The sequence below is a fragment of the Undibacterium sp. genome (assembly GCF_030683615.1).
GTDB lineage: Bacteria > Pseudomonadota > Gammaproteobacteria > Burkholderiales > Burkholderiaceae_D > Undibacterium > Undibacterium umbellatum.
In genome coordinates this window covers 405,405-423,599 of record NZ_JAUXQE010000022.1, presented here as the reverse complement: position 1 = coordinate 423,599, position 18,195 = coordinate 405,405, and the positions used below count along the sequence as shown (strand labels likewise).

Sequence of the window (18,195 nt, the reverse complement as noted above, 5' to 3'; positions counted from 1 at the left end):
GATTTCAAGAAATGCGGAAGTAGCTAATATAGCATGGGCCAGACTGTAGCCTTACTGAAACACACAGTAGCCATTAATCAGCCAGCGCTGCCCCACTTTGACGAATTTGAACTCAGTTTCCCATTGATAAGGCGAGACCACGATAACACGGGCTGTGTCGCCTTCGAGCTTGATGGACTTGGCCTTGATTTTCTTGATGAAAGAAGCCTTGTACTCATATTCCTGGGCACAAAAGAAGATGTCCATGTCTTCCGTGTCCATCAGGGGTCCCACGGCCATCCTGGGCCATCTGGGCAAACTCTGTATCGGTATAAGCCTGGAACTGTTGCTGGTACTTACCATAATAACGCTCCAGCGCTGCCGGAAAGTCTGGCGCAAAATAACCACTAGCCATAAACCTGCCGCTGAAAGCCTGAAGATTTTTGGTATCGAGCTGAAATTTCTTGGTACCAGGGATGTCCTTGATAGCGGGCTGCAAGGCCGTAACCTGCTTGCCATTCTTCAGCGCCCAACCATAGAAACCCTGCCCCCCTGCCATCAATGCCTGCTCATCCTGTTTGCCTGCATAGACCATGGGCGCTGTGCCCAATAAGGCAGTGATCAGGAGTATGTGGAGGCTGGTTTTCATCAGCAGCTACTTTCATGGGAAGGATTGTTAACGCGGCAATAAAGATGGTAACTCATGCATGGAAGAAAATCGTGGTACTTGTGGATAAGTAGCCACTTGTGCCGCCGCCCCAAACCAGCAGGCTTGCATGCCTGCTGCAATTGCTGCCTGTATGCCGACTTCACTGTCTTCAATCACGATGCAATCTGCGGGTGCAAAACCCATATGACTGGCGGCATGTAAAAACAGATCAGGCGCGGGCTTCCAGGAAGAAATGTCGTATGAGCTGTAGATACGCTCGCCAAAAAATCGGCTCAGCCCGGTCAGGCTCAGTGCTTTCCGTATTTTGTGCGGCGGCCCGGCAGATGCAACGCACATGGGCAAATCCAGTTGTTGCAAAACTTCGATGACACCAGGAAAAGCCTGCAAGGATTCGTCGAACAGCAAATCCACTGCGCGCCGGTAACTATGGATAAAATCCTCATCCAGATGCAAGCCATGCTGCTGCGACAAGGCACTACAGATATCTGCCAGCTTGCGGCCACGAAAACGCTGCGTCAGATCAGCAAGATCCGCTTGCACGCCATAGCACTGCAATTCTTTTTGTAAACCCAGATTGCACAAGCCTTCGCTATCCACCAGCGTGCCATCGCAATCGAAGATCAGACAAGCGGATTTGCGCAGCGGCAAGTTCATTCTTCCAGTGCTGCGCTCAAGACGATCTCTGCATTCATCTCACCCTCTTCATCCACACCTGTTTCTACAAATCCAAAACTGGCATAGAAATCTTTGGCGACCGGGTTTTCCGGGAAATAGCAAATGGTAATGCGTTCTGCCTGCAGGTCCTGGCGTATTTCCTGTAAAGCCAAGTGCAAGGCTTGCCGCCCTATGCCCCTGCCCTGTTGTCGATGATCGATCATAAAGCGATGTATGGCATATTCCCTGGGGCGATTTTCATCATCCATGGTCTTGTACATCAGAAAACCCGTCAGTTGATCATCTGCATAAATGGCACGTGGCCTGTAGTAAGTATCATATTTGGACTGCGCCAGGGAATAAGCATTACTGGCCAGATAATTTTCCTGATGAGGCAACAAGGGTAAATTGATTACCTCATCAAAATTATGGATGTCTACTTCTCTCAGTTGTATCTTCATTGCGGTTTTAATTTGCGGCATGCGGCGCTACGGTCAAGCAAGGATGCGGTAAATTGCCATCACCATAAGTGCGCAAGACTTCTGCCACAATCACCTGATACCCATCCAGCCATTTTGCCTGCGCCGCCTTGGCTTGCTGGTGTATGGGATTATTGATCAGCGACTGCAAGGCTTCCAGGCTATCCCAGTAATACACATTGGAAACCTGCCCGGTCGTCGCATTCTCCCAGCTCTCTTCACCCAGATAGCCTGGTATGGATTTGGCCAGAGCGACGATCTGCTCATCGAGCGCATAGAAAGCGTCGTCGTATTGCTTCTTCTTGAAAGTGAAAGTGGAGGTGTACATACGCAAGCCCGGCGGATTAAATGAGTTGCAAATCATACATAAATTTGCATCCGCCGGATCTTTTTTTGTCGGTTTTTTTTTTGTGTTTTCTGAGCAGAAACTGATCTGAGAAACTGGCAGTAAAAAGTGGATAAGTTTTAGCCGGATTTCGGCCCAAACCATGCCTTCATCCTGTCTCGCGCACTCTGCTTCACTTCATCTGTAATATACAGACTGACGGTCACCAGCGCCCCGGCAATCACCCCAAGATCATCACCATAGCCAACCGCAGGCAAAACATCCGGCACTGCATCCAGAGGAAAAATGAAATACCCCAATGCACCGAAAATGACAGTCTTGGCCCAGGCCGGGGTTTCAGGCCTTTGTGCTGCGTAATACAGACAGAGGACTTTTTCTATGACTTCACTGCCTGCGACCTGGGCATATTTCTTGAGTTTGTCCCAGAAACCGCTTTCACTATATGCTTCGCTATGTGACATGATCCTCTCCTTAGTCGTTGGCCTTTTTTACGGTTGCCAGCAAACCCGCTGCGGCTACAAATACGCCACCAGAAAACTGATTGAACATCTTCGCCTTGCCCCTGGAGCGCAGCCATGGACCCATACGTTCTGCAAAAACGGCGTACAGCATCAGTACACTGAATTCAAAAAATACAAAGGTTGTGCACAAAACCAGAAATTGCGGCAACTTGGCGGCAGCAGGATTGATGAATTGCGGGAAAAAGGCGGTAAAGAACAACAAGGCCTTGGGATTGCTGATACCAACCAGCATGCCTTTGACATACAGGCGCAGGCGGGTGCCCCGCATCTCGGTTTCCGTGGGCAAAACGAAATCACTACTCTTAGCTCGTAGGCTGCTGATACCCAGATACAAGAGATAAGCCACACCCAGATATTTGATGACGGTAAACACCAGCGCCGACGTCGCCAGGATGGCACCGATACCGATCGCCGAACAAGTCATGATAGCAATCAGGGAGGTGATATTGCCCAGTGCCGGGAACAGAGTCATGCGGGCGCCAAAATTAATGCTGTTGGTGATACACATCAGCACTGCAGGGCCAGGAGTAATGGTTAATACCATAACGGCAACGACATACAACAACCAGGTTTCTATGGACATGGGATTTCCCTGAGGTGATGAGCACCCATTTCATCATTGCGAGTGAAATGAGATCTAAAGATTTTCTGACAGAGATATCTTAGTCGATTTCTGGGTTGGCTATCGCTTTTGCCAAAATTCAGGAAGCTTTCACCACTTTACGTGACGCAGGTACAGCCGATGCAGGTGGAGTATAGGCTGCCCATTCAGGCTTTTGCTCTTTGCCACTGTCGACAACAACCATGTAACGCCCGGCCCAGGGATTATCTTCACGGTTTTTATCGAGTACCCAGAATTTTTTACCTTCTGACACCGCTTGCAAATAATCGGCATCCAGTACGGAATAGCGGTCCAGCAAGAAATTCAAGGTGCCAGGTATGCGTACACACCCCTTGGATTGCACAGTACCTAGGCGCGATTCGAGTAAGCCGGGGTCAGTGGCATGCATTTGCAGACGCATGTCGGCGATGATTTTATCGCCCCAGCCTTTCTTGGCTTTTTGCCAGCCAAAATCGAAGACACGCCTCCCCTTGATGCCATATCCGCGGACACCCTTGCTGTTTTTACTGCCTTCGGCGCGGTAATCCAGGTTGGCCAAGCTATGGGCATAGACACCAACGGGTGTCTCAAAATGTTCAAAGCCAAGAGAACGCCCTGTTGACACTGGAGACGCACCAATAAATTGATACTGCCCTTCCTGGTCGAGCCAGAAAAGGATGGAGATCTGAACCTTGGGATTGCGATCAACCAGCAAAATATATTGTGTAGGCAACTTACTGATGTTGTTACTGTTCAAGGTCACGACCAACTGGTCTATATAATTTTGCAAGTCCTCTGGCGGTGGCTGAACTTGCTGTTCAACGGTCCTGGTATAGATATCTTTCAGGCTGAGGGCCGACTCCAGCGCCTGAGCTGGCGCAACAATGGCAACTGCCACCCATATGGCTACCGTCAGTTTTAGTGGAAATGAAAGCATGTTGGATAGAAGGAAGTCTGGTCGAAGCTGAATGTTTTGCGCGTGTGGATAAGTCTACGCTTTCAATATGCCGCAGTTTGCTACTGACAGACAAGCATAAACAGCATGCTGGTATGCAAGATGTTGCAACTTTGACTCATCTCAAACACTCTACAGTGACAAACACTATGCTGAACACTTTACGCTGGAGGACTATGTCATGAAACATATCAAATTAGCCATATTATTACCCTTATCACTATCCCTTAGCCTGGGCATGCCAGTGCTGGCAGCGGGCAGCAATTGCTCGAACAAGGACATCGCCTGCGTATCAGGAGGCGTAGGCAGTACAGAAAGGGAGGAATTACAACAGCAAGCGGGGCAATACACCTTATGGCTGCGTACTGCCGCGAGTAAGTCAGGCGCTTATCTGGCAGATATCAAAGTCATCGTGCGCGATGAAAAAACCAAGGCCGTGTTACTGACCACCACTCTGGATGGTCCCTGGCTTTTCCTGGCCCTGCCTGAAGGTCGCTATGAAATTGAAGCCCACTATCATGACAAGGCGACGCGCTCAGATCAGATCGTCAAGAAAATAAGCGACATCAAAAAAGTCGGGCAGCGTCAGATGATGATGTATTTTGATGCCAGCAATGTTGGTGAGCTAATTTACAAACCGGCTTCATGACAACGCGCAAAATGCTTATTCCAGGTAAATCCTGGGCCTGTACACTTCCATGAAAGACTCTGGCTTGCCAAGAGGGGTAAAACCAAATTTTTCATACAGGCCAGCAGCGGTAGTGGTAGATAGCGTGAAGCGACGCAACTTTTTGATGACTGGATGTGCCATGACTTCTTCCATGAGTAATCTGGAGATACCCTTGCCGCGCATGTCAGTCACGACAAAGACATCAACCAGGTTACCAAAGGTCGCCATATCGGTGATAACCCGGCAAAACCCCACCATACGCTCTTGCTGGTAGACGCTGAAACAGAGGGAGTTGCGCAGGGATTCTTCGACCACGGCGCGTGAAATACCGGTGGCCCAGCCACTCTCAGCACTCAAAAATTGATGGACGACATTGATGTCTATCTTGTCCTTGTCTGTGGTGATCCAGTACTCGTCATCCTGTGCTGCGTTCATGCTGTCTTGCCTTTCTAAGGTAGGTGGGTCTAAACCTCTCAAAAAATGGTTTTGCCGGATTCTGACTCATAAGCAGCTCGCAAATTCACTATCCACCTGCAGTGCTGGCCAGATAATTATTCTTGATGCGCACATAGTGCTCGGCAGAGTATTTGAAATAGCTGATTTCTTCTGCCGTAAGAGCGCGTACTTTGACTGCCGGGCGTCCGACATAGAGATAGCCGCTTTCCAGTACCTTGCCAGGTGGCACCAGGCTGCCAGCACCAAGCATGACATGCTTGTGGATAACTACATCGTCCATGACAATGCTGCCCATGCCTATCAGGCATTCATCGGCTATGCTGCAGCCATGCAGGATAACGGAATGGGCGATCGTCACATAGTCACCGATTATGAGAGGCGAACCGGCAGGCTTGCTGGCATTCTTGTGCGAGACATGGCCCATGGCCAGGTCCTGAAAATTGCTGCTATGGCCTATGCGTATGTGATTGACATCGCCACGCAAGACGGCATTGCACCAGACCGAACTGTCCGGCCCCAGTTGCACGTCACCGATGAGCTGGGCGCTGGGGTGTATATAACAATCTGGGGATATTTCAGGAAAAGTGGTCAGGTAGCGGCTGAGTGGCATGGGCAATCTTTGTGTTCATTGGCAGGTTTGAACAGCAATTTTAACTGATCACCAATCTCAGGCGCATGTGGATAAGTACTTAGATATCCACAGGATCAATTTCCACCGACCACCTGACCCGGCTTTTCATGGCGCGCAGATCAGCAATCCAGGCTTTGACGAAGGCTTGCAATGCAGGGCGCGAGACTGACTCGACCAGCAACTGTGCCCTGTCCACATTGGCGACCCGTGTCATGGTCATGGGGATGGGGTCATTGATCATGATGCCCTGATGTTCGGTGCAGATCGCTGCTTCTTTCAAAAAGCTGATGGCAGTTTCCAGCTCCTTGGCTTCCGCCCGCAATAAAGCCTGGTACATAAAGGGAGGCATATGCGCTTGCTGACGTTCGTCCAGCAAGTCTTTGGCAAAGTCCGGGTAATTGTGGGCCATCAGCGCATGGTAGAGCGGATGGTCAGGGTAGCGGGTTTGTACCAGCACCTCGGAGGCGTTACCGCCTTCTTTTTGCGCGGCCCGCCCTGCCCGTCCCGCCACCTGCATGAGCTGGGCGAACAGGCGCTCGCTGGCGCGGTAGTCTTGCGAGAACAGGGCAGCATCGGGATTCAAGGCCGCCACCAGGGTCAGGCGCTTGAAGTCATGGCCCTTGGCCACCATTTGTGTGCCTATCAGGATATCGACTTCACCTGCATGCACGCGCTCAAAGGCGGCAGCGGCACTGCCCTTGAGGCGCGTAGAGTCGGCATCGATACGGAATACCCTGGCCTCCGGGAAAAGCAGGGCCAGGCTTTCTTCCATGCGCTGGGTGCCACGGCCCAGTGGCTGCAAGTCAATATTGCCGCAAGTCGGGCATGAACGCGGTATGCGCTGTTCAAGACCGCAATGATGGCAGCGCAGTCTATGGTCGCCTTTATGCAAGACCAGATGGGCAGTACAGCGGGTGCAATTACTGATCCAGCCGCAGGCATCACAAGCCAGCACAGGTGCATAACCACGCCGGTTCAAGAAAAGAAGTGATTGCTCACCCTTTTCAAGACGTAGCTTGATCGCACCTATCAGTCTTTGGGTCAGGCCTTCGCTGGGCTTTTCTCTTTCCAGGTTAATGATGCGTATGATAGGCAAGACGGCATGCTGGACTGCACGCTCGCGCAATTCCAGCAGTCGGTAGCGACCAGTCTGCGCGCCCTGCCAGCTTTCCAGCGAAGGTGTGGCAGAACCCAGCAAAATAGGGATGGAGAGCTGACGCGCCCGCCACACGGCGAGGTCACGGGCAGAATAACGCAGGCCTTCCTGTTGTTTGTAGGAAGGGTCATGCTCTTCATCAATAATCAGCAGTTTCAGCCTGGGCAAGGATGCCAGCATCGCCAGGCGAGTGCCGAGCACGATGCGGGCACGACCGGTGTGTGCGGCCAGCCAGTGTAGCAAGCGCTCACCTTCAGCCATACCGCTATGCAGAGTGGACAGCATCAGGCCGGGGAAACGGGCGCGGATATGGGATTCAAGCTGTGGTGTCAGGTTAATCTCTGGCACCAGGATCAGGATCTGGGCATCCGGGGTTTTTGCCAGCACTTTGGCGGCGGTCTGCAAATACACTTCTGTCTTGCCGCTGCCTGTCACTCCGAATAGGAGATGCGGGGCGTAGCCCTCAGCATTGGCAACTGCGTCCACAGCAGCTTGTTGCTCGGGATTTAATTGCGGCTCGCCCAGCGGGCTAACATCAGCCTGCTCAGGCAATTTGGCCAGCTTCTTGATGGCACGCTGCAGGGATACTGTCTTGATGGCCTTCAGGTTTTTGGGCAAGGCCGGTATCGCCACCTCGCCCAAGGGGCGCTGGTAATATTCGGCGGCAAACTGGCAGAGCGCCAGCCATTCCCTGTTCATGGAGGGCAACTCGTGCCGCACGGCAATGACGTCACGCAGCTTGTCAACCGGAACATCCGTCTCGGTGACCACATCCATGATCAGGCCGACGACTTCCTGGCGACCAAAAGGCAGGGCCACCAGTTGCCCAATCTGGGGCAAGTTGACAGCCATCCCGCCCTCTTCTTGTGCTGTCCACCGATAATCGAAGGTTCTGTCAAGAGGGGTATCAAGGGCAACGCGCAGATAAACTTGTTTCACAATCTAGCGCAAACCACAAAAAACACCGCTAACTATTGATTTCATAAGGCTTTTTTACATATCCACAGTTTCTGTGGATAACTTTGTGGAGAAAGGTCTATTGACATCGGTTTTCGCTAGCGTTTACGTGGGTTTCCACAAAATGCCCTATCTCAGAGCCTAGAATTTAATCGTTTAAAATCAATAACTTGTAAAAAATGCTGGGGAACAAAAAAATAATTTTGAAAATATTTTTTGTCGCCCCGATTTTGTGCATAAGTAACAGAAAGTGTGCATAGAAATGCAAAATTTTTCTGCCGCTAATCCATTGGTTTTCCACAGCCTTCTGGCTGGAAAAGCACGCCAGTGCTATGTTTTGCAGAGCAACATAACGCAATGACAAGCATTTCCAGCAATTGTTGTTTTGCCAGTGGCTAAATATACAGACTTTGCCAGTGAGCTAAACAGCAATGCTGGCTGAAGAGATCGCTGGCTTCAACAAAATGGCAATAAAAATGCCCCTTTATGCAGAGTGACGTTGCTTGCGGCTGTATTCATGCACCGCTTCGACCAGCACGCTAACTGACTCAACTGGTGTAAATTGCGAAATGCCGTGGCCCAGGTTAAATACATGGCCGTGGCCAGCCGCAGGCTTGCCATAACTATCCAGCGCGGCAATCACTTGCTGGCGGATTTGCTCTGGCTCAGCAAACAATACCGCCGGATCCAGATTACCCTGCAAGGCGACCTTGTTGCCAACTTTGGCGCGCGCCTGGCCCAGGTTCACGGTCCAATCCAGTCCCAGGGCATCGGCACCGATGTCGGCCAACTGTTCCAGCCACAAGCCACCACCTTTGGTAAAGACGATGGCAGGAATACGCTTGCCATCTTTTTCTTTTTGCAGCTGACTGACGATATCGCGCATATAAGACAGCGAGAACTGTTGATAAGCGCCATCTGCCAGCGCCCCACCCCAGCTATCAAATATCATCACGGCCTGAGCACCGGCATCGATTTGCGCATTGAGGTAAGTAGCTACAGCGTCGGCATTGGTGCGCAGGATGTGGTGCATCAGGTCAGGGCGCTTGTACATCATGCCCTTGACGGTATGGAAGTCGCGCGAACCCTGGCCCTCTACCATATAACAGGCCAGTGTCCATGGGCTACCGGAGAAACCGATCAACGGCACACGGCCATCCAGTGCAGTGCGAATTTGCGTTACGGCATCAAATACATATTGCAGGCTGCCTGCTTCTGGCACTTTGAGTGCCATGACATCTTTTTCATCTTTCAACGGGCGCTCAAACTTGGGGCCTTCGCCTTCTTCAAAGTACAGGCCCAGGCCCATCGCATCTGGTACAGTCAAAATATCTGAGAACAGGATGGCAGCATCCAGCCCATAACGGTCGATTGGTTGCAAAGTCACTTCAGTGGCGAAACCGGGATTCTTGGCCAGGCTGAGGAAAGAGCCGGCACCTTTGCGGGTGGCACGGTATTCTGGCAAATAACGACCAGCCTGGCGCATCAGCCATAGCGGTGTGTAATCAGTTTCCTGGCGCAACAGTGCTCTCAGGAAGGTATCATTTTTGAGCGGGGCAAAATTCATGGACATAAGGGCTTTCGGTGACGCTGCGCGCATCTGCTTATCTACTGACATGGTCAAACTACGCAGGCTATTGCTGTATAAGCGACATTATCGCCTATGCGCGCAGTCTCGGCATCTGATCTGCAACAAGTGGTGCAATTTTCAGCAAAATTTCCGGTAATAAACTGTGGATAACTTTGTGGATAGAAATGACAGAATGCCAGTTTACTGATTAGTTTTAAATTCGGTTAACAGGATTATTACGTAAGTCATTGATTCTATTGATAGTGATTACTGATTTCTAATAATTATCGATTTTTGTGCATAAATAGCATGCAAGCTAAATTGTGCATAAGTAGCAGATCTCGATTATTTTTCTTGACGATTTTGCAGAAATGTTTTCGCTAATTCTTCGGCCCAAATACTGACGCCAAGTGCTGACGGATGGTAGCCATCTTCGGCCATCTGGCGCACATCTTGAAGATTTGCGGCAAACGGCAAATGCAAAACTTGCTGCCGGGATGCTGCCATTTCGCTATTTATTTGATCCAGAACCCGCGCCTTCATGCCTAAAACCTGGCGCAAAGGAGAAGGCAAGGCAGGAAATACCTGCATGGGTGGAACCCCAGCCAGAATGACGATACTTGTTGGTTCCATCATTGTCTGCAATTCATCCAGCAAGCAATGCAATTCTGCCCGGTAGCTATTGACCGAACAAAAGCTGGTTGTATCGTTCACACCAAAAGCGACCAGGATCACATCCCAGGCTGCCATAGAACGTAAATCAGGCAGGGCTGTTCTGGCCCAGGCTAAACGTGCGCCGTTTTGCCCCAGGGCATGCCATTCCACCGTGACATCCAATTTATTTGCCAGGGCCAAAGCCAGTTGAGCAGTAATGGCTTCTTTGTAATTTGCCACGCCAACGCCAGCAACCGGTGATTCACCTATACCCAAGACCCGCAAGTTATCCACAGGTTGATTGCTGTGAGTCAACCTCCCATATGCCTGGTCACTGGCTTCAGGCAAGCGTGGCGTCCCCGTGCGGGCACGCCGCCCCTGCCAGGACAGCAATGGATACAGCGGTGCTGCGACCAGCTCAGGTAAAAAATTGAACTTCATTCCACCTTGAGCTTGCTGAATTCAGAGTTTCCTGGAGGATATTTGAGTTTCAGGTCCAGCATTTTTTCTTGCACTATGCTGGCGATCACCAGATTGCGCTGGGTCTTCGAATCTGATGGCACGGCATACCAAGGCGCGTGATCAGCGTCAGTTGCCAGCAATGCATCTTCATACGCTTCTTGATAAGCATCCCAGTACTTGCGCTCTTCCAGGTCCTGGGGATCGAATTTCCAGTGCTTGTCAGGATCGGCCAGACGCTCTTCCAGTCTGGCTTTTTGCTCTGCCTTGGAAATATGCAGGAAGAATTTCAGGATCACCGTGCCAGTCTCGGCCAGCATGCGCTCAAAATCACGGATTTGTGCATAGCGGCGTTTGCATTCGGCCTGGTCTATCCACTCATGTACGCGAGTGATCAACACATCTTCATAGTGGCTGCGGTTGAAGATGGTGACCTCACCCTTGCCCGGCACTTCTTTATGGATGCGCCACAGATAGTCGTGATTCTTTTCATCGGTACTAGGGGCCTTGAACGCCACCGTGCGCGCACCGAGGGGATTGATTTGTCCGAACACACCTTTGACCGTACCATCTTTGCCGGAGGTATCCATGCCTTGCAGGATGATCAGCAGCTTGCGTTCATGGCCTGCATACAAGACATTTTGCAGGGTAGAAATTTCTTCGGCCAGCTTTAGTGTCGTCAGCTTGTCGGCAGCCTTGTCTGCATTCTTATCAGTGGCTGCCAATCCCAGCAGTTTTTTATTGGCATCCGCATCATTGACCTGAAAACCTTTACCTACCCGAAACAAGTCCGCAACTGTCATTCAAGTCCCCAATCAATATTGTTAGCTTACAAAGGAAGTATCTCAGAATCAGAGATAATGTTTTGATGATAGTATGAAAAGTGCTGCATACCCTAACAACAATACAAATGCATTCAGCAGTAATACACTTTTTGTGTGACATACATTGCAAACTCATTGCACATGATACGGAAGAAAACCTATTACTTGGCCGCATTGTTATTGCCCATAGTGCTGAGTTTGCTCAGCCTCGCATGCGCACAATTTGGGGTGCTGCGCGACCTATCGCGCTTTCTGGTTGGCTCTCTGTTTATTGGTGGCATACCGTATTTGTTGGTGCTGCTGATGTTCGGCTTTGCTTTTATTCGCCTGGACGACGACAAGTTTGTTTTCTACTGCCATTTTGCTCCGTTCGTCATGGCGCTGGCTTTTGGTGTTAGTGCTGCGGTCATTATGATGATCAACGACAAGCGCATCGATATCGCTGACCTGTTCAATCTGTTTATGATCGGCGGTTTATATAGCCTGCTTGTAGGTTATTTCTATGTATTGCTGGCAGCTATCATTTACAAACTGCTCAAGTCGATAAAATTGATCTACGTGGAGCCGCACCGGGCTTTTTATGAATGATCATTCATGCTTGAGTACATGACTGAATCGAGCCTGAATACTGCTTAATGCTACTTAAGCGGAAGAATCCGCTGCCACCATAGTCAGCGGTATCATCGATGGTAAAGATGTTCGATCTTGATGCATTTGTCCATGACGACTTTGATACCTGCTGCCTCTGCCCTGGCGGCAGCTTCAGCATTGACGATGCCTGATTGCATCCACAGATAAGGTGCGGCTATTTGTATGGCTTCTACCACGATGGGTGGAATATCAGCCGCATTGCGGAAGCAATCGACGATATCAATACGATGCTCAGCCGCTGCGGTGATCAGGTCTGGATAACAGTATTCGCCCAGTATGATATTCCCTGCTTCGCGCGGATTGACCGGGATGATGCGATAGCCATGCGCCTGCATGTAAGCGGCCACACCATGGCTGGGTCTTGAAGTCTTTGATGACAGACCAACGACGGCAATGGTTTTGCTTTTGCTCAGTATCTCAGCAATCAGGGCTAGTTCCATAGGCATGGGCAGTTCCAGTATCGGATTTTGGAAAAACAAAAAGGCAGCCTGAGCTGCCTTTCCATTGTACTGCTTTCGTCGCGAAAAATTTTCGCAGCGAAATTAACGCTTTTGACGCAATCTTTGTATCGCTGCCAATTGGGCGATCGCGGAAGCCAATTCTGCCTGTGCTTGCGCATAGTCAATTTTGGAATCACGATTAACCAAAGCTTGTTCAGCCAGTTTCTTGGCTTCGCTGGCTTTGGCTTCGTCCAGGTCGTGACCGCGAATCGCTGTATCAGCCAAAACTGTCACTGCATCTGGTTGCACTTCAAGCAGGCCACCGGCAACGAATACGAATTCGTCTTCGGCTTTGCCCGGAATCTTGATGCGCACCGCGCCCGGCTTGATGCGGGTAATCAGTGGTGTATGTTTCGGATAGATACCCAATTCACCAGCCTCACCCGGCAACGCGACGAATTCGGCTTCACCAGAGAAGATCAGCTCTTCTGCGGAAACCACGTCAACGTGAATAGTGTGTGCCATGTTGGACCCTTATTATTCGCTCAAAAAAGCTATGGTGCGACCAGTTCAGCCGCACCGCCAGTGCGCTTAATTATTATTAAGCAGCAGCCAGTTTTTTCGCTTTTTCGATTGCTTCGTCGATAGTACCTACCATGTAGAACGCTTGTTCTGGCAGGTGATCGAGCTCGCCGGAAGCGATCATTTTGAAACCACGGATCGTTTCTTTCAAGGAAACGTATTTACCTGGAGCACCGGTAAACACTTCAGCAACGTGGAAAGGCTGAGACAGGAAACGCTGCATCTTACGTGCACGTGCGACCAACAGTTTGTCTTCAGGAGCCAATTCATCCATACCCAGAATCGCGATAATGTCACGCAATTCTTTGTAGCGCTGCAAAGTACCTTGAACAGCGCGGGCTGTTTCATAGTGCTCTACACCAACCACTTGTGGGTCCAGCTGACGGGATGTTGAATCCAGTGGATCAACCGCTGGGTAGATACCCAGGGAAGCGATGTCACGGGACAAAACAACGGTGGAATCCAAGTGAGCAAACGTCGTTGCAGGAGATGGATCGGTCAAATCATCCGCTGGAACATACACGGCCTGGATCGATGTGATCGAACCAGTTTTTGTGGATGTAATACGCTCTTGCAGACGGCCCATTTCTTCAGCCAGCGTAGGTTGATAACCCACGGCGGAAGGCATACGACCCAGCAAAGCAGATACTTCAGTACCGGCCAGTGTGTAACGGTAGATGTTATCCACGAAGAACAAAACGTCTTTGCCTTCGTCACGGAAACCTTCAGCGATAGTCAGACCAGTCAGAGCAACGCGCAGACGGTTACCTGGTGGTTCATTCATCTGACCATATACCATCGCAACTTTGGAGTTTTCTGGATTTTCCAGATCAACCACTTTTGCGTCAGCCATTTCGTGGTAGAAGTCATTACCCTCACGAGTACGCTCACCCACACCGGCAAACACGGACAAACCGCTGTGTGCCTTGGCGATGTTGTTAATCAGTTCCATCATGTTAACGGTCTTGCCCACACCCGCGCCACCGAACAGACCGACCTTACCACCTTTAGCAAATGGGCAAACCAGATCAATAACTTTGATACCGGTTTCCAGCAATTCCTGGGATGGGGACAGTTCGTCGTAAGCAGGCGCTTTACGGTGGATGGATGCTGTCTGCTCGTGGCTGACAGGACCGCATTCATCGATAGGATTACCCAGTACGTCCATGATACGACCCAGCGTTGCTTTGCCGGTTGGAACCATGATAGGTTTGCCTGTGTTGGTAATAGTCATGCCGCGACGCAGACCATCAGAAGTACCCAGCGCAATAGTACGGACGATACCGTCACCCAATTGCTGCTGAACTTCCAATGTCAGTTCGGAGCCTTCCATTTTCAAGGCGTCATAAATCTTAGGCATCGCGTCGCGTGGAAATTCAACGTCCACAACAGCGCCGATACACTGAACGATTTTGCCATTAGCCATGTTCGTTCCTTCTTAATATTTAAATTCAGTTTAGACCGCTGCCGCGCCGGCGACGATCTCGGAGAGCTCTTTGGTAATGGCGGCTTGACGGGTTTTGTTATAAACCAGTTTCAGTTCGCCAATCACGTTACCTGCGTTATCAGTTGCTGATTTCATCGCCACCATACGGGCCGATTGTTCAGATGCCATGTTTTCCGCTACGGCCTGGAAAATCAGTGCTTCTACATAACGTATCAACAATTCATCAATCACCGTCGCAGCATCTGGCTCATACAGATAATCCCAGGTATGGGCATTCTTCTCTGTCGCCAGTTTGTCCGCTGTCAGGGGCAGCAACTGCTCCATCACCGGCTCTTGCTTCATGGTGTTGATAAACTTTGTATAACTCAGGTAAACCGCGTCCAGCTTGCCTTCCTGATACGCATCCAGCAAAACTTTGACTGGACCTATCAGTTTGTCGAGGTGAGGAGTGTCGCCCAATTGTGTAACATGGGAAACCACTTGCGCACCTACGCGATTCAGGAAGCCGAGACCTTTATTACCAATTGCGACCGCTTCTATCTTTGAACCCTTACCTTCGAGTTCACGCATTTTGCTGGTGACCAGACGCAACACGTTCGTGTTGAGACCGCCACACAAACCTTTATCTGTCGTTACAACAATCACGCCAACTTTCTTGGACAGATCTTGTTGCACCATAAAAGGATGCGTGTACTCTGGGTTGGCCTGTGACAAGTTAGCAGTGATCGTACGAATTTTTTCACTGTACGGACGAGCCGCACGCATCCGGTCTTGCGCCTTGCGCATTTTGGATGCGGCGACCATTTCCATCGCTTTAGTGATCTTCTTCGTATTTTCTACGCTTTTGATCTTGCCACGTATCTCTTTGCCTGCAGCCATGAGTATTGACTCCTTCTAGCTACAGTAAATTAATAGGAACCGGTTTTTTTGAAATCAGCAATTGCGGCAGCCATGGCAGCTTCACCATCTTTGTCCAGTTGCTTGGTTTCTTCGATTTTCTGCAGCAATGCTGCATGGTTCGTTTTCATGTAGCCATGTACGCCTGCTTCGAATGCCAGCACTTGCTTGACCGGTACATCATCCAGGAAGCCTTTGTTCACGGAGAACAGAGTAACGGCCATCAGGGAGATAGACAGTGGAGCATATTGAGCTTGCTTCAACAATTCAGTGACGCGGGCACCACGATCGAGCTGCTTGCGTGTTACTTCATCGAGGTCAGAAGCGAACTGGGCAAACGCTGCCAATTCACGGTACTGTGCCAAGTCATTACGGATACCGCCGGACAAGTTTTTGATAACTTTAGTCTGCGCAGCACCACCAACGCGGGAAACCGAGATACCAGCGTTAATCGCTGGACGGATACCTGCATTGAACAAGGATGTTTCCAGGAAGATCTGACCGTCAGTAATCGAAATTACGTTGGTAGGAACGAAAGCGGAAACGTCACCAGCCTGAGTTTCAATGATAGGCAATGCTGTCAAAGAACCTGTTTTACCTTTAACTTCACCTTTGGTGAAAGCTTCAACGTAGTCTGGGTTAACGCGCGCTGCGCGTTCCAGCAAACGGCTGTGCAAATAGAATACGTCACCTGGGTAAGCTTCACGGCCTGGTGGGCGGCGCAGCAACAGGGATACCTGACGGTAAGCAACAGCTTGTTTGGACAGATCATCATAAATGATCAGTGCATCTTGACCGCGGTCACGGAAGTATTCACCCATCGCGCAACCGGAGTAAGCGGATACGTATTGCATCGCTGCAGATTCAGCAGCAGTTGCAGCAACAACGATGGTGTATTCCATGGCGCCGTGGGCTTCGAGAGCGCGCACAACGTTTTTAACGGAAGAAGCTTTTTGACCAATCGCTACATAGATACAGGTAACGTTTTGACCTTTTTGATTGATCACGGCATCGATCGCAACAGCTGTTTTACCAGTTTGACGATCGCCAATGATCAATTCGCGCTGACCACGACCAACCGGTACCATGGAGTCGATAGACTTCAGGCCAGTTTGCATAGGTTCAGAAACGGATTGACGTGCAATAACGCCTGGCGCGATTTTTTCGATCGGCGCGGACAGTTTTGCATTGATAGGACCTTTGCCGTCGATAGGCTGACCCAGCGCGTTAACTACACGACCACGCAGTTCAGGACCGATAGGCACTTCCAGAATACGGCCGGTACATTTAACTGTATCGCCTTCGGAGATGTGTTCGTAGTCACCCAGGATAACGGCACCAACGGAATCACGTTCCAGGTTCAGCGCCAGACCAAATGTGTTGCCTGGGAATTCCAGCATCTCGCCTTGCATCGCGTCAGACAGACCGTGAATGCGGCAGATACCGTCGGTAACGGAGATAACCGTACCTTGATTGCGAATCTCAGCTGTGTCACCAAGGCCTTGAATCCGGCTCTTGATCAGCTCGCTGATTTCAGATGGGTTGAGTTGCATACTAACTCCTAATATTTATTACGTTCTTACGCGGTCAGGGCGACGTGCATTTTCTGCAGCTTCGCGCGAACCGACGTGTCGAGCACCTGATCACCAACCACGATGCGTACACCACCGATCAAAGAGGAATCCACTTTGACTGTAGGGTGCAACTTGCGGCCAAATTTCTTTTCCAATGTCACTGCCAGTTCGCTCAACTGAGCTGCCGACAATTCAAATGCGCTAGTCACTTCTGCATCTGCTGCGCCTTCGAAGGCGTTTTTCAGAGCATGAAACTGGAAAGCGATTTCCGGCAACAGAGTCAGGCGGTCATAGTCAGCAAGTGTGTTGATGAAGTTTTTCGCTTCAGCAGTCACTGGAGATTTGATCGCAGACAAGAAAATCTCAGCTTTTTGATCAGCCGAGACTTTGGGGTTGTGTGCAAGAGCTTGTACATCGGGATGCGCACCTACCTGTGCCATTTCGGTAACCAGTTCCGACCAGGCGGACAGGTTACCGGTTTGGGCAACACGAAACAGCGCTTCTGCGTAAGGACGAGCGATCGTTGCGATTTCGGCCATGATTACAGCTCGGTTTTCAGTTGGTTCAACAGATCAGCGTGAGCAGATGCGTTGACTTCACGTTTCAGAATTTGTTCTGCACCTTTGACTGCCAGCGTGGCAACCTGGTCGCGCAATTCTTCGCGTGCTTTGGTCACTTGATTTTCAGCATCGGCGTTTGCAGCAGCAAGAATGCGTGCAGCTTCAGCAGCGGCTGTGTTTTTGGCTTCGTCAACAATCTTGGCAGCGCGTTGTTCTGCGTTGAGGATCTGTTTTTGGCCTTCTTCACGAGCAGCATTCAATGCGTCTAGAGCCGCTTTGGCACCGTCTTGCAATGTTTTTTGCGCTTTATCGGAGGCAGCCAGTCCGTCTGCGATTTTCTTCGCACGCTCGTCGAGCGCGTTCATCAGTGGCGGCCACACAAATTTCATTGTGAACATTGCCAAGATGAAGAAAACCCCAAACTGAACGAACAATGTTGCGTTTAAGTTCACGGTAATTCCT

23 protein-coding genes are annotated in these 18,195 nt (G+C 50.3%); 2 read left to right on the top strand and 21 right to left on the bottom strand.

The features are described 5' to 3' along the window. Window positions 1–51: 51 nt before the first annotated feature. The 8 genes from Q8K39_RS13470 to Q8K39_RS13435 form a co-directional block, all read right to left on the bottom strand. The gene (locus Q8K39_RS13470) at window positions 52–246 is read right to left on the bottom strand and encodes a hypothetical protein (RefSeq protein ID WP_305260902.1); all 195 of its coding nucleotides are present in this window, start codon (window positions 244–246) and stop codon (window positions 52–54) included. Then, window positions 215–628: a hypothetical protein gene (locus Q8K39_RS13465; RefSeq protein WP_305260900.1), complete on the bottom strand. Its 414-nt coding sequence runs from the start codon at window positions 626–628 to the stop codon at window positions 215–217. The genes Q8K39_RS13470 and Q8K39_RS13465 overlap by 32 nt, the downstream gene beginning before the upstream one ends. A gap of 27 nt (window positions 629–655) precedes the next feature. Beyond that, window positions 656–1,303 (bottom strand): HAD-IA family hydrolase, encoded by a 648-nt coding sequence (locus Q8K39_RS13460; protein ID WP_305260897.1) that lies wholly within the window; start codon window positions 1,301–1,303, stop codon window positions 656–658. Continuing rightward, window positions 1,300–1,764, bottom strand: a complete 465-nt coding sequence (locus tag Q8K39_RS13455; protein ID WP_305260895.1) for an N-acetyltransferase — start codon at window positions 1,762–1,764, stop codon at window positions 1,300–1,302. The genes Q8K39_RS13460 and Q8K39_RS13455 overlap by 4 nt, the downstream gene beginning before the upstream one ends. 7 nt (window positions 1,765–1,771) lie before the next feature. Continuing rightward, window positions 1,772–2,110, bottom strand: a complete 339-nt coding sequence (locus Q8K39_RS13450; RefSeq protein WP_305260941.1) for an antibiotic biosynthesis monooxygenase — start codon at window positions 2,108–2,110, stop codon at window positions 1,772–1,774. 137 nt (window positions 2,111–2,247) lie between these two features. Next, a complete protein-coding gene (locus tag Q8K39_RS13445; protein ID WP_305260893.1) occupies window positions 2,248–2,589 on the bottom strand; it encodes a YkvA family protein in 342 nt (113 codons plus the stop codon). Window positions 2,590–2,599: 10 nt separating this feature from the next. After that, a complete protein-coding gene (locus Q8K39_RS13440; protein WP_305260891.1) occupies window positions 2,600–3,232 on the bottom strand; it encodes a LysE family translocator in 633 nt (210 codons plus the stop codon). Between the two features lie 118 nt (window positions 3,233–3,350). Then, window positions 3,351–4,187: a murein L,D-transpeptidase gene (locus Q8K39_RS13435; protein ID WP_305260890.1), complete on the bottom strand. Its 837-nt coding sequence runs from the start codon at window positions 4,185–4,187 to the stop codon at window positions 3,351–3,353. Window positions 4,188–4,386: 199 nt separating this feature from the next. Here Q8K39_RS13435 and Q8K39_RS13430 point away from each other — a divergent pair, with 199 nt between their 5' ends. After that, a complete protein-coding gene (locus Q8K39_RS13430; RefSeq protein ID WP_305260888.1) occupies window positions 4,387–4,854 on the top strand; it encodes a hypothetical protein in 468 nt (155 codons plus the stop codon). Between the two features lie 15 nt (window positions 4,855–4,869). On the opposite strand, the gene Q8K39_RS13425 is transcribed toward Q8K39_RS13430, so the two are convergent. The 6 genes from Q8K39_RS13425 to Q8K39_RS13400 all read right to left on the bottom strand — a co-directional run bounded on the left by Q8K39_RS13425 (window position 4,870) and on the right by Q8K39_RS13400 (window position 11,561). Continuing rightward, a complete protein-coding gene (locus Q8K39_RS13425; RefSeq protein ID WP_305260886.1) occupies window positions 4,870–5,310 on the bottom strand; it encodes a GNAT family N-acetyltransferase in 441 nt (146 codons plus the stop codon). Between the two features lie 88 nt (window positions 5,311–5,398). After that, on the bottom strand, window positions 5,399–5,941 hold the full coding sequence (locus Q8K39_RS13420) for a gamma carbonic anhydrase family protein (RefSeq protein ID WP_305260884.1): 543 nt from the start codon (window positions 5,939–5,941) through the stop codon (window positions 5,399–5,401). A gap of 79 nt (window positions 5,942–6,020) precedes the next feature. After that, window positions 6,021–8,057, bottom strand: coding sequence for a primosomal protein N' (locus Q8K39_RS13415; RefSeq protein ID WP_305260882.1), 2,037 nt, complete (start codon window positions 8,055–8,057; stop codon window positions 6,021–6,023). Window positions 8,058–8,559: 502 nt separating this feature from the next. Continuing rightward, window positions 8,560–9,648 carry a uroporphyrinogen decarboxylase gene (hemE, locus tag Q8K39_RS13410; protein WP_305260880.1) on the bottom strand — a complete coding sequence of 363 codons (1,089 nt, stop codon included), beginning with the start codon at window positions 9,646–9,648 and terminating at the stop codon, window positions 8,560–8,562. Between the two features lie 342 nt (window positions 9,649–9,990). Then, complete coding sequence (locus Q8K39_RS13405; RefSeq protein ID WP_305260878.1) at window positions 9,991–10,740, bottom strand: SGNH/GDSL hydrolase family protein; 750 nt, start codon at window positions 10,738–10,740, stop codon at window positions 9,991–9,993. Continuing rightward, window positions 10,737–11,561, bottom strand: coding sequence for a PPK2 family polyphosphate kinase (locus Q8K39_RS13400; protein ID WP_186954442.1), 825 nt, complete (start codon window positions 11,559–11,561; stop codon window positions 10,737–10,739). Before Q8K39_RS13400 ends, Q8K39_RS13405 begins: the two co-directional genes overlap by 4 nt. 210 nt (window positions 11,562–11,771) lie before the next feature. On the opposite strand from Q8K39_RS13400, the gene Q8K39_RS13395 reads away from it, so the two are divergent. Beyond that, entirely contained in the window at window positions 11,772–12,170 is a 399-nt protein-coding gene (locus Q8K39_RS13395) for a hypothetical protein (protein WP_305260876.1), read from the top strand. 92 nt (window positions 12,171–12,262) lie between these two features. Here Q8K39_RS13395 and Q8K39_RS13390 read toward each other — a convergent pair whose 3' ends face one another. The 7 genes from Q8K39_RS13390 to Q8K39_RS13360 form a co-directional block, all read right to left on the bottom strand. Then, window positions 12,263–12,679 (bottom strand): CoA-binding protein, encoded by a 417-nt coding sequence (locus tag Q8K39_RS13390; protein WP_305260874.1) that lies wholly within the window; start codon window positions 12,677–12,679, stop codon window positions 12,263–12,265. A 96-nt stretch (window positions 12,680–12,775) separates the two neighbouring features. Continuing rightward, window positions 12,776–13,198, bottom strand: coding sequence for a F0F1 ATP synthase subunit epsilon (locus Q8K39_RS13385; RefSeq protein WP_186954440.1), 423 nt, complete (start codon window positions 13,196–13,198; stop codon window positions 12,776–12,778). A gap of 76 nt (window positions 13,199–13,274) precedes the next feature. Beyond that, the gene (atpD, locus tag Q8K39_RS13380) at window positions 13,275–14,681 is read right to left on the bottom strand and encodes a F0F1 ATP synthase subunit beta (RefSeq protein ID WP_186954439.1); all 1,407 of its coding nucleotides are present in this window, start codon (window positions 14,679–14,681) and stop codon (window positions 13,275–13,277) included. A 30-nt stretch (window positions 14,682–14,711) separates the two neighbouring features. Next, a complete protein-coding gene (gene atpG, locus Q8K39_RS13375) occupies window positions 14,712–15,581 on the bottom strand; it encodes a F0F1 ATP synthase subunit gamma (RefSeq protein WP_186954438.1) in 870 nt (289 codons plus the stop codon). A gap of 29 nt (window positions 15,582–15,610) precedes the next feature. Then, entirely contained in the window at window positions 15,611–17,152 is a 1,542-nt protein-coding gene (gene atpA / locus Q8K39_RS13370; RefSeq protein ID WP_305260872.1) for a F0F1 ATP synthase subunit alpha, read from the bottom strand. 26 nt (window positions 17,153–17,178) lie between these two features. After that, a complete protein-coding gene (locus Q8K39_RS13365) occupies window positions 17,179–17,712 on the bottom strand; it encodes a F0F1 ATP synthase subunit delta (protein ID WP_186954437.1) in 534 nt (177 codons plus the stop codon). Between the two features lie 2 nt (window positions 17,713–17,714). Next, window positions 17,715–18,185 carry a F0F1 ATP synthase subunit B gene (locus Q8K39_RS13360; RefSeq protein WP_305260871.1) on the bottom strand — a complete coding sequence of 157 codons (471 nt, stop codon included), beginning with the start codon at window positions 18,183–18,185 and terminating at the stop codon, window positions 17,715–17,717. Window positions 18,186–18,195: the final 10 nt, after the last annotated feature.

Coding starts and splice junctions, on each gene's coding strand:
- atpG (WP_186954438.1), bottom strand. CDS start 15,581: ATGGCTGCAGGCAAAGAGATACGTGGCAAGATCAAAAGCGTAGAAAAT.
- Q8K39_RS13445 (WP_305260893.1), bottom strand. CDS start 2,589: ATGTCACATAGCGAAGCATATAGTGAAAGCGGTTTCTGGGACAAACTC.
- atpA (WP_305260872.1), bottom strand. CDS start 17,152: ATGCAACTCAACCCATCTGAAATCAGCGAGCTGATCAAGAGCCGGATT.
- Q8K39_RS13405 (WP_305260878.1), bottom strand. CDS start 10,740: ATGAAGTTCAATTTTTTACCTGAGCTGGTCGCAGCACCGCTGTATCCA.
- Q8K39_RS13430 (WP_305260888.1), top strand. CDS start 4,387: ATGAAACATATCAAATTAGCCATATTATTACCCTTATCACTATCCCTT.
- Q8K39_RS13460 (WP_305260897.1), bottom strand. CDS start 1,303: ATGAACTTGCCGCTGCGCAAATCCGCTTGTCTGATCTTCGATTGCGAT.
- Q8K39_RS13390 (WP_305260874.1), bottom strand. CDS start 12,679: ATGCCTATGGAACTAGCCCTGATTGCTGAGATACTGAGCAAAAGCAAA.
- Q8K39_RS13470 (WP_305260902.1), bottom strand. CDS start 246: ATGGACATCTTCTTTTGTGCCCAGGAATATGAGTACAAGGCTTCTTTC.
- Q8K39_RS13455 (WP_305260895.1), bottom strand. CDS start 1,764: ATGAAGATACAACTGAGAGAAGTAGACATCCATAATTTTGATGAGGTA.
- Q8K39_RS13425 (WP_305260886.1), bottom strand. CDS start 5,310: ATGAACGCAGCACAGGATGACGAGTACTGGATCACCACAGACAAGGAC.
- Q8K39_RS13440 (WP_305260891.1), bottom strand. CDS start 3,232: ATGTCCATAGAAACCTGGTTGTTGTATGTCGTTGCCGTTATGGTATTA.
- Q8K39_RS13385 (WP_186954440.1), bottom strand. CDS start 13,198: ATGGCACACACTATTCACGTTGACGTGGTTTCCGCAGAAGAGCTGATC.
- hemE (WP_305260880.1), bottom strand. CDS start 9,648: ATGTCCATGAATTTTGCCCCGCTCAAAAATGATACCTTCCTGAGAGCA.
- Q8K39_RS13420 (WP_305260884.1), bottom strand. CDS start 5,941: ATGCCACTCAGCCGCTACCTGACCACTTTTCCTGAAATATCCCCAGAT.
- Q8K39_RS13435 (WP_305260890.1), bottom strand. CDS start 4,187: ATGCTTTCATTTCCACTAAAACTGACGGTAGCCATATGGGTGGCAGTT.
- Q8K39_RS13465 (WP_305260900.1), bottom strand. CDS start 628: ATGAAAACCAGCCTCCACATACTCCTGATCACTGCCTTATTGGGCACA.
- Q8K39_RS13400 (WP_186954442.1), bottom strand. CDS start 11,561: ATGACAGTTGCGGACTTGTTTCGGGTAGGTAAAGGTTTTCAGGTCAAT.
- atpD (WP_186954439.1), bottom strand. CDS start 14,681: ATGGCTAATGGCAAAATCGTTCAGTGTATCGGCGCTGTTGTGGACGTT.
- Q8K39_RS13365 (WP_186954437.1), bottom strand. CDS start 17,712: ATGGCCGAAATCGCAACGATCGCTCGTCCTTACGCAGAAGCGCTGTTT.
- Q8K39_RS13450 (WP_305260941.1), bottom strand. CDS start 2,110: ATGTACACCTCCACTTTCACTTTCAAGAAGAAGCAATACGACGACGCT.